This is a genomic window from Pannus brasiliensis CCIBt3594, assembly GCF_036688125.1.
Taxonomy (GTDB): Bacteria; Cyanobacteriota; Cyanobacteriia; order Cyanobacteriales; family Microcystaceae; genus Pannus; species Pannus brasiliensis.
In genome coordinates, this window is record NZ_JBAFSM010000057.1 from 15,267 (window position 1) to 28,446 (window position 13,180).

At 53.6% G+C, this 13,180-nt stretch carries 13 protein-coding genes; 1 reads left to right on the top strand and 12 read right to left on the bottom strand.

Going from position 1 to position 13,180, the window contains the following annotated elements; genetic code table 11:
• Positions 1 to 241: 241 nt before the first annotated feature.
• The 10 genes from ctaD to V0288_RS21365 all read right to left on the bottom strand — a co-directional run bounded on the left by ctaD (position 242) and on the right by V0288_RS21365 (position 9,112).
• Complete coding sequence (gene ctaD, locus V0288_RS21320; protein ID WP_332867195.1) at positions 242 to 1,909, bottom strand: cytochrome c oxidase subunit I; 1,668 nt, start codon at positions 1,907 to 1,909, stop codon at positions 242 to 244.
• Complete coding sequence (locus V0288_RS21325; protein WP_332867196.1) at positions 1,906 to 2,787, bottom strand: cytochrome c oxidase subunit II; 882 nt, start codon at positions 2,785 to 2,787, stop codon at positions 1,906 to 1,908. The genes ctaD and V0288_RS21325 overlap by 4 nt, the downstream gene beginning before the upstream one ends.
• Before the next feature lie 405 nt (positions 2,788 to 3,192).
• On the bottom strand, positions 3,193 to 3,831 hold the full coding sequence (locus V0288_RS21330; protein WP_332867197.1) for a DUF4142 domain-containing protein: 639 nt from the start codon (positions 3,829 to 3,831) through the stop codon (positions 3,193 to 3,195).
• Between the two features lie 379 nt (positions 3,832 to 4,210).
• A complete protein-coding gene (locus tag V0288_RS21335; RefSeq protein WP_332867198.1) occupies positions 4,211 to 4,459 on the bottom strand; it encodes a hypothetical protein in 249 nt (82 codons plus the stop codon).
• 22 nt (positions 4,460 to 4,481) lie between these two features.
• Positions 4,482 to 5,090 (bottom strand): DUF2231 domain-containing protein, encoded by a 609-nt coding sequence (locus tag V0288_RS21340; protein WP_332867199.1) that lies wholly within the window; start codon positions 5,088 to 5,090, stop codon positions 4,482 to 4,484.
• On the bottom strand, positions 5,087 to 5,581 hold the full coding sequence (locus V0288_RS21345; protein ID WP_332867200.1) for a DUF2231 domain-containing protein: 495 nt from the start codon (positions 5,579 to 5,581) through the stop codon (positions 5,087 to 5,089). The genes V0288_RS21340 and V0288_RS21345 overlap by 4 nt, the downstream gene beginning before the upstream one ends.
• Positions 5,582 to 5,702: 121 nt before the next feature.
• Positions 5,703 to 6,143, bottom strand: coding sequence for a hypothetical protein (locus V0288_RS21350; RefSeq protein ID WP_332867201.1), 441 nt, complete (start codon positions 6,141 to 6,143; stop codon positions 5,703 to 5,705).
• 65 nt (positions 6,144 to 6,208) lie between these two features.
• Positions 6,209 to 7,630: an NAD(P)/FAD-dependent oxidoreductase gene (locus tag V0288_RS21355; protein WP_332867202.1), complete on the bottom strand. Its 1,422-nt coding sequence runs from the start codon at positions 7,628 to 7,630 to the stop codon at positions 6,209 to 6,211.
• 304 nt (positions 7,631 to 7,934) lie between these two features.
• A complete protein-coding gene (locus V0288_RS21360) occupies positions 7,935 to 8,351 on the bottom strand; it encodes a M90 family metallopeptidase (RefSeq protein ID WP_332867203.1) in 417 nt (138 codons plus the stop codon).
• A 39-nt stretch (positions 8,352 to 8,390) separates the two neighbouring features.
• Positions 8,391 to 9,112, bottom strand: a protein-coding gene (locus V0288_RS21365; protein WP_332867204.1) for an IS1 family transposase whose coding sequence is annotated in 2 segments (ribosomal slippage) — positions 8,391 to 8,833 and positions 8,833 to 9,112 — 723 coding nt in all. Because the reading frame shifts where the segments join, the coding sequence is not laid out codon by codon here.
• Positions 9,113 to 9,223: 111 nt separating this feature from the next.
• On the opposite strand from V0288_RS21365, the gene V0288_RS21370 reads away from it, so the two are divergent.
• On the top strand, positions 9,224 to 10,330 hold the full coding sequence (locus tag V0288_RS21370; RefSeq protein WP_332867205.1) for a tetratricopeptide repeat protein: 1,107 nt from the start codon (positions 9,224 to 9,226) through the stop codon (positions 10,328 to 10,330).
• Here the strand turns inward: V0288_RS21370 and V0288_RS21375 are convergent.
• Positions 10,309 to 11,130 carry a M15 family metallopeptidase gene (locus tag V0288_RS21375; protein ID WP_332867206.1) on the bottom strand — a complete coding sequence of 274 codons (822 nt, stop codon included), beginning with the start codon at positions 11,128 to 11,130 and terminating at the stop codon, positions 10,309 to 10,311. The genes V0288_RS21370 and V0288_RS21375 overlap by 22 nt on opposite strands.
• Positions 11,131 to 11,142: 12 nt before the next feature.
• On the bottom strand, positions 11,143 to 12,849 hold the full coding sequence (locus V0288_RS21380) for a serine/threonine protein kinase (protein WP_332867207.1): 1,707 nt from the start codon (positions 12,847 to 12,849) through the stop codon (positions 11,143 to 11,145).
• Between the last annotated feature and the right edge of the window lie 331 nt (positions 12,850 to 13,180).

The following is a 13,180-nucleotide window of genomic DNA, read 5'->3' on the forward strand; positions in this document are numbered from 1 at the left end:
CGCTCCAGATCGATCGGGCTTTCGTCTTTACGAACGAGGTGAGGGGGAGAGATTCGGGTCATGGTGGGAGGGAGGTGAGGGAGGTGAGGGAGGTGAGGGAGATGAGGGAGATGAGGGAGGTGAGGGAGATGGGGAAGGTGAGGGAGATGGGGAGATGGGGAAGAGTAAGTTATATAAAAGATCTATCCTCCTGCCTCCTGACTCCTGACTCCTGACTCCTGACTCCTGACTCCTGCCTTAATCACTCGTCCGGCGAGACCTCTTCCCCGGATTGGGTGGTAGAAGTTTCGCCGTAGGCTCTCGGGTTGCCGTAGTTATAGGGGGGGAAAATCACCGTCGGGATCTCCGCGAAATTGTCCCGCGGCGGGGGGGAAGAGGTCGTCCATTCCAGGCCGGTCGCCTCCCACGGGTTATCTGGCGCTCTCGGCCCGGTTAGGAGAGAAGCGATAACATTGGCGAGAAAGGGCAGGATCGACACTCCCAGTAAAAATCCCCCCAAACTGGCGATCACGTTCCATCCCTGATACTCCGGCGGATAGGAAGCGACCCGACGCACCATTCCCTGTAATCCCAAGGGGTGCATCGGGAAAAAGGTCAGGTTCGCGCCGATAAAGGTGAGCCAGAAATGAAGTTTTCCCCAGCCTTCCGATAGTATTCTCCCGGTGATCTTGGGAAACCAGAAATAAATCGCCGCGAAGATCGCCATCGTGATCGTGTTAAAAACAATGTAATGAAAGTGTCCGACCACGAAATAGGTGTTATTAACGTGTAGATCGAAGGAATTCGCCGCTAACATCACTCCCGTGATCCCGCCGAACAGGAACATGATCACCCCTCCCATCGCGAAAAGCATGGGGGTGTCGAGATGGAGTTTTCCCCGCCAGATCGTGGCCGTCCAGCCGAAAGCTTTCACTCCCGTCGGTACGGCCACCAACATCGAGGTGATCGAGAAGGTAATCCGCATCCAATTCGGGGTGGCGCTGGCGAAGAGATGGTGTACCCAGACGAAGATACTGACCAGCGCGATCCCTAACGAGGCGATCGCTAGGGAACGATAGCCGAATAAAGGATTACGGGCGAACGCGGGCAGGACTTCCGCGAAGATCCCGAAGGCGGGCAGAGCCATGATATACACGGCCGGATGCGAGTAAAACCAGAAGAGATGTTGATAGAGAACCGGATCGCCTCCCTCTAAGGGCTTAAAAATGTTCGTGCCGAAGGCGAGATCGAAGAGTAGCAGGATTAACGCGCCGGTGAGGGAGGGCAGATTAATGAGTTGCAGGAGTTGCGCGCTGAGAACCGACCAGACGAAAACGGGCATTCGGAAAAAGGTCATGCCCGGCGCTCTCAGCCAGACGATCGTGGTGACGAAGTTGACCGCGCCCATGATCGAGGAAATACCGATAATTAGCACGCTCACGATCCAGAAGAGTTCGCCGCTTACCGGGTGAAAACTGACCGGGGGATAGGACCACCATCCCGCGCGCGCGGGCCCGTTAGGTAAGAAAAAACTAGAGAGAAGTAAAATTCCCGCCGGGGGAATCATCCAGAAGGAAATCGCGTTTAATAACGGAAACGCCATATCCCGCGCGCCGAGCATTAAGGGAACGAGATAGTTCGCCAATCCCGCGTTAAACGGGATGATCCACAGGAAGATCATGACCGTACCGTGGAAGGTGAAGAGGGCGTTATAGAGCGATCGATCGACGAGATTCGATTCCGGGGTGATCAGTTCTCCGCGCATGATCATCGCCGCCAGTCCGCCGAGTAGGAAGAAGGTGAAAGACAGTACCATGTACTGCACGCCGATCGTCTTATGGTCGGTGCTAAAACGGAAATACTGTCGCCAATCGAGATCGGTCCGGCGCGCGCGCTCGGTTTCGGGAACGCTAACGGGAGTCGGGGTCATGAATCACTCTCCTCGATCGATCGCGAGGTGACAGACCATCGCGTTTTTAGTAAAGGTTCGGGGGATCGGGTGATCGTTGTCTCTTTTTCTGCCGGGGGCTGTCGGGCGACGCTTTCTAGCCAGCGATCGTACTCCTCCCTCGATTCCACGTACACGTTCGCCCGCATCCGGGAGAAATCGTCGCCGCTAAATTGCGCGTCCTGTAAGAGGTATTTTCCCGCTCGCGTGGGAGTGAGGACGAGCGCGATATCCCGTCCCGGTATCGCGTCCTGTCGTAAACGGAATTCCGCGACGTAAAACCCGTGGATCACGTCCTCAGCCCGTAGAGCCAGCTTTGTACTCTCGTCGATCGGTAGATGCAGTTCCCCGCTCTCGGCCCCGTTCGGATAGCGGAAGAGCCACCGCCATTGTTTGGCGATTACCCCGATCGTTTCCGCCGCGGGTTTCGGGGTGGTAACGGCGCTCTCGGCGACGGCGGGTTCGATTTCTAGGGGAAAACGCACGATCTGCCGGAGACCGAGAATATCTAACCGGTTGTAAATATTGATATTCTGCAACGCGATCCAGGCGACCAAAAGCACCGGGGCGATCGTCCAGAGAATTTCCAGTCTCGCGCTCCCCCTCGCCGGGTGTCCCTCGCTATAATCACCGGGCCTCGCGCGGTAGAAAAGAGCCGAGTACAGGATCATGCCCACCAATCCCAAGAAAACGAACGTCCCGATCGATACGAGGAAGCTAAACAATTCATCGACCCGGCGCGCCTCGGCGGTAGCTTCTAGAGGCATCCAAGTATAGGCGAGTTGTCCCGTCCAGCGACCGATTAGCAGTAGCCCGGCGATAAAAACCGCTAGTAAAAAATACTCGATAATTTTTAACATCACCGATTCGGTTCGACCTCGATCGATTTGATTCGATAAAATGAATGGTATTCCGAGATGATTTTAAGAACTTTTGGCAAGTTTTACATCTAACTTTCGGATTAGTAAAGAATCGTACAGGGTGACTGACTTTTGAGAAATTTATTTTTGCGAGAATGGATTTACGTTTTTTTGTTTAAGAAAGATATATGAATTTGAGGCGAAAAATAAAAACTGGCACACGGTATTTGTCAGGAAATGCTGTAATTTTAAATAAAAAATTATTGTATTTTATCGAATTTTTCTAGGGATCGAGACAACAAAAACACGTAAAGACATTACTATTTAAATTTTAGACACAAAATATCCTCGTTATTATATTAACGAGGAATACCTATCAAAAATTTATTAGAAAAACTCGCTAGGTCATTTCTTTCCAGTAGTAGTTAAGCTCGAATTAATCGATTTCGCCAAATTTAAATGTTCTTCCAGCGTGGGCAGGGTTTGACTCGCCCAAGCGCGCGCTTGAGGGTCTTTTCCCGTACTGGCCTCGTGTCGGAAGTTCGTAACGTCCTCGGTATGATCTTCCACCATCCGACTCATATACTGCCGATCGAACTCCGCGCCGGAAAGTTTGCTCAGTTGTTCCCGCGTCGCTTCATATTTCGCTCCCGTGGTCGAGGGCATGGTCATCCCCTCCCGATCGAATACTTTGGTCAGCTTGGTGTTCGCCCGATCGTGATCCCGCACCATACGTCGCCCGAATTCTTTTACCCGCGGGTTAGAAGCTTTCTGTTCGGCTAGTCTGCCGAGTTGTACCTCGTTCATTCCCCCCCGGGCCGCCTCCATCATGAAGGGAGAGTCGGCGGATTGACTAACATTCCGATTCGATTCGGAACCGGTTCGGGTTGTCGGGGAGGTGGATGTACTCGGAGAGGCGGCCGTTCGATCGCTCACGAGGCGATCGCTTCGGTTTTCGGCCCGATCGCCACGGGTCGCGCAACCGACCGCGAGGACGGAAAAGAGTACGGCACTAGCGATGATTAACCCTGTCTGTCTTTTCATAATCACTCCTGGATATTCTTCTTTTTCAAAATCGATCGCGTCGGGGAGCGAGAATTCACCGATAGAGCTTCCGTCTTTAGGATTTTCGGAATAATCTATTCTTTTCGATCCCTTTTCTAGCCGATCGAAACGAGAAGCTATAAAAATTAGGGGGAATAAGTCCGTGAGCTTATTCTTCCACCGGTTATAAAGCTTTTTTTAGAGCGATCGCGGAAGCTTACTTTTCCATACTGGCGAATTTACTTCGGTTCCACTTCTCTCTTTAGGCTAATTTTCGGTTTATCGATCGGAGCCGAAATCATATAAATTTTTATTACATTCATTCAAAAATTTATTTTTTAAGCTACAATCTTTCTTCAAATTATTTAGCCATTTACGCTTAGAGAAAACCCGTATTTTGAAAAAGAAAAAAAAGTCCTATCAAACCTAAACTGAGGAGTAAAGCGAACGCGATCGCGTATTCAAATCTACGGCTCAGGAAACCGATAACCGATACCCCCACTAATACGAGAAGAAGAATCCCGAGATAAATAATCGCTCGAACGGGCCGATCGATTAACGGATCGGTTTGTATATTGGCGGGAGAAGGTAAAGAATCGCTCGCGAGTAACCGGTTAACCAGAAACATATCCCTATCCTCCGTAAACGAACTATCGCGGTAAAAATCGCTCGGGATTTTTACCGAGTTTCAACAGATGAACCGCGGTGTTATGCACTCCGAATTCATCGCCTAATTGCGCCCCCAACGTGCCGTGTAGGTATAACGCCCCTAATAAAACAACACCGACGAGTACATAAATCCACGGTACTTCCCTCGTTTTTCCTTCCGGGGCGCGGTAGCGTAGAAATCCTCGCCAAATCGTTAACCCGACGATCGAGGTCAGTAATAAAATCCCCCCCAACCCGTGTAATAACATCGTGGTACTCGCGTTTAAACCCCAATCGCTCACTCGATCCGGTAGCGGATCGGCCAGCATTAACTCGAAAAAACCCGCCGCGACGGTAAAAAAAGTCACGATCGCCGCCGCGACGAGATTATACCAACCCACTTCGTGAAAGCTCGATCGGCTCGCGGGAAGTGCTAGAAATTTAAAAATCGGTTTTCCTAAAAAAAATAAAGTACCGGCGATGTCGAAAAGAACCGCGATAATTACCAGCCCCAAGGTGAGATGGACGAGTTGAGGGTGTAGGGGAATCGGGTAGGGAAGTCCGTTTTCCCCGATTTTGAATCCTGGTAAAGCGATCGATAAAACGTTCATTGAATTAATCCCTGCCGGCTCGCTTCTACTACGGGTTCGATATGCAGTCCGTACACCCAAATCAATCGTGTCCCTAAAACCGTTTGGAACAAGACCAAACAGGTTAATAACGCGCCACCACCGAGATAGATCGCCGGGAGTTTAACCGGGTTGCGACGGCGGAGCGCGAAACGCCAAGCGGTGATCGCGACGGTTAACGCTCCCAACGACCAACCGACGATCGTGTGTAACGTTAGCGTCGATCGAACCGCCCCGTAGGTATTCGCTAACCCCGCCTCTAATTGCCCGAAAATCACCGCGAGAAAAATCGCGATCGAGGCGACCAGTAGATTCCAAAAACTAACCTCGAAGAAACGATTTCTACGGGTGAAATAACCGATCGAGTCACAAAGGAAAGAGAATAAGACCATCGCGATCACGAAATGAACGATAATCGGATGGATCGGGTCGGGATAGGGAAGCCCTTGCTCGTTGAGCGATATAGAGAGCATGAATTTCACCGATTCGGGATCGAGCGGTTTAGATCCGATCGTAATCGGATTCGGAAGAACCGGTATCTATCGTGGAAAGGAACCTTAAAGGGAACAGGGAACGGGGAACGGGGAAGGCGGGTTATTCTCTCCCGCTACGGGACGGACGCTCGGGTAAAGTTCCGAGGACGGCGACGAGATCGATCGGTTCGGTAACGCTGACGAGAAGTTGTCGTAAACGAACGGGACAACCGAGAACGTAACCGAGTTGAACGGGTTGGAGATCGATCGCCACGATACCCTCTCCCGATCCGTTGACGAGCCATCGATCGCCCCACCCGTGTACTCCCCGACTGAGGGGAACCGATCGGGTTATCGCGGCCGAAACAACGGCCGATCGGGGAAATCCCGCGCGGAAAGCCCATCCCATCCGAACCCGAACCCGATCTGCCTCCGGCAACGCTTCGCTCCCGCTTTCCACCTCGACGTAGGAATCCCCCGGCGGTAATAACAACGCGCTCGATAACCCTCCATACCATTTGTCGAACCGGATCGGGAATCTACGGGATTCTTTCCTATTCACGGAATTTCTCGACTTTTTTTCTTTCTTCCTTCAGTTTATCCCGATATCGATCGCGGAATTCCCCCCTAGCGATCGTCGGATAGAGATCGGGCGACCCGTCGGGCGATCGCCGCACCCACCAGGACACCACCGGCCACGGCCGCCACCTGTACCGCCCGCTTGATCACATCCGGGTGATGGCGTTCGATCACCTCGTCTCTCAGCCATTCGGTGGTCGCTTTGAAATTATGCAGGGGGGTGGGGAGGAGTTCTAAATAAGTTCCCTGACGGATCAGGTGGCCGGGTTCGCCCGCGATCTCGATCGAGTTAAACAGATTCACCACGGCGTTATTCAAACCCAATTTGAGCAGGGTTCCCCGTAGATTCACCCGCGCGGGCTGTAATTCCTGTCCGAGGGCGATAGCTCTTAAATTTCGGGCGATCGCCGCTCCCTGTTGATAGGCGACCTGCGCGGTGGGCGGTAGCGGTTTCTCGTTATGCCCGTCGTTGTCGGGATGCTGGGTTTCCTCGGGTTCGGATTCCTCGCCGTTATGGGATTCCGGCGGGTAAGCGACCGCGAGATCTCCCCCCGCGAACACCTCGGGAAAATCGGGCAGTTGTAGGGTCGGGGTCACGGTTAACCGGCCCTGTCGATCGCGATGTTCTTTCGGGATCGCGAGGGATCGGATCAAGGGATGGGTACTCGTTCCCGTCGTCCAGATCATCGTTCCCGCGGGTAGGATTTCGGTTCGATCGTCGCGCTCGTACTCTAGACTGTCGGGGTGAACGGCGGTCACTTTCGCGCCGGTAATCACTTCCACGGGAACGGTTCTTTCCCGTAGCGCCTCGATCGCCGTTTCCCGCAGTTCGCTATTGATATCTCCCTCTAATATTTCCCCGTGATTGACCAATACCACCCGAATCTCTTCCGGATTCCCGCCGATCGCCCCGTACCACGGCGGCAGAAAATCCGCGAGCGTCGCCGCCATCTCTACCCCCGACGGGCCGCCCCCGATGACGACCGCGGTTAACAGACGGCGACGTTGTTGGGGATCGCGTTGAAAGATAGCCCTCTGTAATCGATCGCGCAGTTGTCGATCGATCTCGATCGCGTCCTCCCTCGTCCGGAAGGGTAGGGCGTTTTCCTTCGCTCCCTCCACCCCGAAATAGCCGGTCACGCTACCGAGCGCGAGAACGAGATTACTGTAGTTATATTCGTCCCCCCCGACGAGGCGCGCCCGCCGTCCGGGTAGATCGATCGACTCCACGCTATCTCGGGCGAAGATCACCCCGCTATCTTGCAATAATTCCTCGTAGCGGGGGACGACCTGATCCGCTTCCATTTCCCCGCTGAAATACTCGTAGAGTAGGGGTTTGAAGCAGAAGCGATCGTGGCGATCGATCAGGATAACCGAGCGCGGGTATCCCTGATGGGCGAGGTGGAGGGCCGTGAATAGCCCGGTAAAACCACCACCGAGAATTACCGTCTGGTAAACGGGAGCCGTCATGATACACCTCTGCTAAAGAGCGGCGAGAGTCGTCGGGGGGCGATCGCGGAGCCTACAAGTTCGCTTCACCCGCGCTCTCTCTACAGTCGAGAGCGCGGGTCGGGAAAAATCCCGCGTCCGATCCCACGGTAAACCGGCCGGACCCGCGAGCCATCTTTCTAACGGTCGAGAGGGAGGGCGAACCGGACATCGGCCGCGACCCGTCGGAAAAAAGCGTTCGGGGCATCGTGAATCGGGAAGAGCGGCGAGTAACCCATCCCATCGCGAGCGCTCCCGTAATCTCTCCGCACGGAAAAGCTATCCGTCACCAATTGTCCCGACGCGCCGGATCGAGCCGGTAATATTGTCGGAATAGCTCGTATAAATCGGAATGTTTCGCCCGTAACGAACGCGGTTTCTCGAAAAAAGTCTCCGTGACCACCGCGAAAAATTCGGCGGGATTCGTCGCCCCGTAGGGATCGATCGCCGTTTTCATCCCCCGATCGCTCTCCCGGCAAAGTCTTTCGTACTCTTCGGTCATTATTTTCGCCCAGCGATCGGGAGCGATATCTTTCGGTAGGAGGGGAACCCCTTGAACCGCCCCGTCTTCCGCGTCCAACTGATGGGCGAACTCGTGAAGGACGACGTTATGCCCGTCTTCCCAGTTGTGAATATCTTGTTGAACTTGTTGCCACGAGAGAACTAACTGATCCCGCGTCCACGATTCCCCTAATCTCACCACCCGTCTCTCCTCGATCCCGTAATTCCCGAGCGGGTAGTGCTAAACACGTAATGATAAATCCAAAGAGGAATTATAGTGATGGATAAAATACCAGATCGCCCCGATGTGATTCTCTAAGGATTTGGAAAAAGACAAAGTTTTTCGGACTAAACGAGACACCCTCTGCCGAAGGGTATTATTGAAGCGCTCGATGTAACTGGTTTTGCCCGTCTCCTTTCCCACCTCTTTATGCCGTTTACTCGGTAATACCGCCCCGTAGGCCGCCCAGAAATCCGTGTAGGCAACGGCACATTGTCGGTAGACAGGGGGTAAGGATTTCCACAATTCCCGGGCGGCTCCCTCGTCTCTCGCCCCGATATAGACCCCGACAATTTCTCGGGTCTTCGCGTCAATCGCCAGCCAAACCCATTGTTTATTGCCTTTATTGTCCACGAACGACCATAATTCATCACATTGAATCGTTAGCTTGCCTTTTTTTGGGGGGATACCTGTATAACCCGAGGAACCGCCGCGTATTTCCGATTCGCGTAATCTTGGAGCCATTGCTCGGACACCCGAACCGCGCGAGCTATTCCGGCGAGAGAGATACGTTCAAGCAGCAAACGGTCGATAAGCTCCCTTGTTGCCGCATCTATCATCTTTTTATCTGGATTTGACCCGATTTGCCGTCCACAATCGTGACACTTAAATCTTTGTTTCCCCGTGTGGATGTGTCCGTTCTTGACGGTTCGGGAGGACGAACAAGCGGGGCAATTAGGCATGGCGGAAAGAGACGTGGGTTTCGGCGACTATTCTATCATCATTACTTCTTGAGGGCTACCAAACACCGAACCGGAAAAGATATATCCGTTCAAGAGCGAGCGGGAACTTACGTGGAGGCTTTTTTATGTCTCTGTCAATTGCAGTGGTATCCGGAAGCGAAAATTCTCTTTTCCCTACCCGTAGAAATCGAGGCGGGGGTTTCTTTTCCTTTATGCCAACAATTGCGGGTTTGGGGTCGCTACGAGGAAGCGATTCAACTCTGTGAAGGATTATTAGACAATCTCGATGGGGAAACGGATTTTCTTTGCCTGAGTGAACTCGGTTATATTTATCGAGAATCGGGACAGATTTCGAGAGCGTTGGATTATTGCGATCGACTCCTATCCCTAGCAAAAAAAACGGGGAATTCACTTTGGCGAGCGAGAGGGGAAGGATATATCGCGATCCTCCACGGGATTGGCGGTGACTACGCGAGAGCGGAAAGCGGTCTTCAGGAAAGTCTACGTCTGGCCGAACCTCTCCCCGAATCACCGGAAAAGTTCCAGATTATGAACACGGCCTATCTCAATCTCGGGAATGTTTACGGTTATCAACAACAGATCGATCGGTGCCTCGATTGCTTTCATCGCCATTTACAGTGGACGGAAGACACGAAAAATCCCTTTTATCGGGCGATCGCCCTACGGAATCTAGGAGAAGCCTATCGCCGGCTCGATGATTTAGATCGAGCGTTAGAGTATATCGAGCGAAGCCTAGAATTATCCGATCGCGTCGACGATGAATCCGGTAGTATTTTTTCCCTGGGGAATTTAGGTTCGCTTCACGCCCAACGGGGAGAATTCGAGAAAGCGCGCCAATCTTTCGAGCGCCAAAAAGAGAAAGCCGATGAAATTGGCGATCAGGCCGGCCTCGCTCACGCGCTCATCGGATTAGGAGAAATCGATAGTATTACCCGACAGGACGAGCGGGCCTATCGATATATTCAACAAGCTGTCACCCTAGCCCGCGAGATCGGGGAGCGACAGATCGAAGTAGAATCCTTAATTATCTTGGCGGAATTTGAGGAGAAAACCCTCGATATAAATTCCGCGCTCGAAGGCTGGCGACAAGCGCTATCGATCGCCCGGCAATTGAACAATTCTTCTCTGCAAGAAAAATGCGATCGAAACATCCGGCGACTCGCGACGGGCGACGGTTACAAACCCCCGGAAAAATAACGGGCGCTCGCGAAAACTCCCGTGGCCGCCTCGGAACCGACGTAACGCCAATGCCAGGGTTCAAAGCTCACCCCTTGCGGATTGTCACGGGGAAAGGACAACTCGAAGCCGTATTGACCGGCGCGCGCCGCTAACCATCGATAGGCGCGCGTTCTCTCGAAATCGTACTTGAGATCGGTATCCCGAGCGTCGCCATCGCCGATATCGAGCGCGTACCCCGTGTGGTGTTCGCTGTAGCCCGGCGGGGCGCTCAGACGAGCGGCGGCCGACCGACTACCCCGGCGTTGAATTTGTCGGGTGAAAAGTTTTTCCTGATCGGCTACCGATCGAAACCCCGAAATGATCGTTAAATTGACCCCTTCCGCTCTCGCCGCCTCCCGAGTGCGGGCGAACGCGTCCGCCGCCTCCGCCTCTAAATATTCGGGTCGATCGTAATACATTCCCACCCGCACCAATCGGGAGCGATCGACCTCCAGATAGGGAAAATGGCCGAGATACGCGGGATTTCTAGCGGCGATCGGGGCGGGCGCGGGTCGGATCATTTTCGGCTCCGGAGAGGGTAAGACGGGAGAGGGAAGAATTACCGGAGAGGGAACCGCCAGGGGAGCGGGAACCCCGATCGGCGAGGGAGATACCCGCGCGATCGGCGGGGTCAGCGTTGACACGCGAGCGACGGGCGCGGTCCGGGGAGCCGGCCACCACCATTGCAGACCGACCCCGATGGCGATCACGATACAGGCGCTCAGAAAAGAAACGATCAGAAATTGCATTCGTGTCCACAGATCCCGCGAGTATTTCATAAAATTTCCGGATTAATCCCGAGCGATTAACTGAGCCGCTATCCAACCGCTACGACCGACCGAGGGAGCGGGGACGTTATACCAGAGATAACCGCCCCGATCGTGGCCGCTATCGAGAATTTTCACCCTCGCCCCGGTGGGAACTTGACCCACCACGCCGTAAGCCGTCCCCGGCCCGGAACGCATATTTTTCGTCCCCGATCGCCCGGAAACGGTCGCGTTAGTAGCGGGAAAAGAAGGGTTGGCGCGGGCGGGAGGTTGGCGGGGAACGTAACTACCCTGTCCGTCGATCGCCAGTAAATTCCCCGCGATCCACCCTCGCGCCCCGGTGGTCGGGAAAAATACCTCGTACCACGGGAAATTATCGCCATTGCGAACCATCTGTAGAACTCGCACCCGATCGCCCGTGAAAGCGCGATGTCTAACCCCGTACCCTAAGCCGGGGCCGCTCCAGATATTTTTCCGTCCGGCCTGACCGGCGATCGTCGCGTTCGTCGAGGGATCGAGCGACGGTTGGGGGGGCGGGATAACGGCGCTAGGAACCGGAGAGCGAGCGGGAACGGGAGACGGGGCGCTCGGCGGGGGAGCGGCGGAAAAAGTTTCTACCGCCGGTTTTTCCCCCGTTTTCTCTTCGTTTCGATCGTCGTTCCGCTCGACGAGGCCGATTAACTGCGTGCGGATCACGAAGGTACTCGCCAGAATCGAACAACCCACCAAACCGCCGATAATTACCGCTTTCTTCCATTCCCCCCCGTGATCCGACGCGGTTTGGACGCGCGTGGGTAGCGTGTACGGAGACGGGGATAGCGTCGCGGCGCTAACCGTTGTCGGGGGAGCGCTAGAAATTCGCGTCGGGACGCTATTTCTCGCCGGGGATAGGGTTTCGAGCGCGGCCATCATTCCGGCCGCGTTCTGATAGCGATCGAGGGGGTTAATCGCGATCGCTTTCTCGATCGTCTCGGCGAAGGCGGGCGTGACCGAGACAAACGCTCGCCAATCCGGTAGCCCGGTACGCGGGTCGCTCTCGAAGTTGGTGAGGGTTTGGCCGGTCAGTAAAAAAATCGCCGTCACTCCCAGACTATAGATATCGCTGGCGAAAACCGGGCGACCGATCGATTGTTCGGGGGAAGAAAAACCCTCGGTCCCGACGATCATCGTTCGCGAGCGCTGTTCTCCCGATCGGGGTAAAGTTCCCATCGTTTCCCGGACGGCTCCAAAATCGATCAGAACCGGTTGTCCGTCTTGACGGCGGAGAATGATATTATCCGGTTTAATATCGCGGTAGATGATGTTTTTGTCGTGAATGTATTCGATAATGGGAAGAATTCGCTGTAAAAGCCTCCGAACCGCGTCCTCGCTCAACAATCCCTCGTTCGCTACTTTCCGCGTTAAGGTATCTCCCTCGATATATTCCTCCACGAGATAGAATTCTCCCTCTTGAACGAAATACGCGTAGAGTTTCGGTATTCGCTCGTTTTCCCCGCTTAATTCTTCTTGAATCACCGCTTCCCGCTCGAATTTTTCCAAAACTATCTGTTGGATGGCGGGATCGCCGTGAACGGGTTTCAGTTGTTTGATCACGCGCTTCGGACGGGAAGGGAGATGATGATCCTCGGCGAGATAAGTGGTTCCGAATCCTCCTTCCCCCAAAACTCGCAGGATATGATAGCGCTCGTTGAGAACGGTCGGCGCGCTTCTAGCTTCGGTGGAACTATCCATAGATACAGGCCGCGATACGGGTGAATTTTTTTCGGTTCGGGAAACTTTTGCCGACGACGAGCGTCTTTATATGCTTTTTGTTTTTAGTTATAACGCTCTTCCCACGACGAGCGCAACGGGAATGTATTTTTTTTAACGAATCAAGCCGAAGAATCGCGTTTTCATCCCACCTCTTGCAAAACTGAAAATTTAAAGTTAGATTTAATCTAAAAATTGTCAATTTCAGAACATTCGTAAAAAAAATAAACGATTTACCCTTTTTATAATCTATTAGCTTCTCCTGCCTCCTGTCTCCTGTCTCCTGTCTCCTGTCTCCTGTCTCCTGTCTCCT

Excerpts from the sequence above, each read along its gene's own strand:
- ctaD (WP_332867195.1), bottom strand. The coding sequence starts at position 1,909 with ATGACCCCGACTCCCGTTAGCGTTCCCGAAACCGAGCGCGCGCGCCGG.
- V0288_RS21335 (WP_332867198.1), bottom strand. The coding sequence starts at position 4,459 with ATGTTTCTGGTTAACCGGTTACTCGCGAGCGATTCTTTACCTTCTCCC.
- V0288_RS21380 (WP_332867207.1), bottom strand. The coding sequence starts at position 12,849 with ATGGATAGTTCCACCGAAGCTAGAAGCGCGCCGACCGTTCTCAACGAG.
- V0288_RS21345 (WP_332867200.1), bottom strand. The coding sequence starts at position 5,581 with ATGCTCTCTATATCGCTCAACGAGCAAGGGCTTCCCTATCCCGACCCG.
- V0288_RS21340 (WP_332867199.1), bottom strand. The coding sequence starts at position 5,090 with ATGAACGTTTTATCGATCGCTTTACCAGGATTCAAAATCGGGGAAAAC.
- V0288_RS21375 (WP_332867206.1), bottom strand. The coding sequence starts at position 11,130 with ATGAAATACTCGCGGGATCTGTGGACACGAATGCAATTTCTGATCGTT.
- V0288_RS21355 (WP_332867202.1), bottom strand. The coding sequence starts at position 7,630 with ATGACGGCTCCCGTTTACCAGACGGTAATTCTCGGTGGTGGTTTTACC.
- V0288_RS21325 (WP_332867196.1), bottom strand. The coding sequence starts at position 2,787 with ATGTTAAAAATTATCGAGTATTTTTTACTAGCGGTTTTTATCGCCGGG.
- V0288_RS21330 (WP_332867197.1), bottom strand. The coding sequence starts at position 3,831 with ATGAAAAGACAGACAGGGTTAATCATCGCTAGTGCCGTACTCTTTTCC.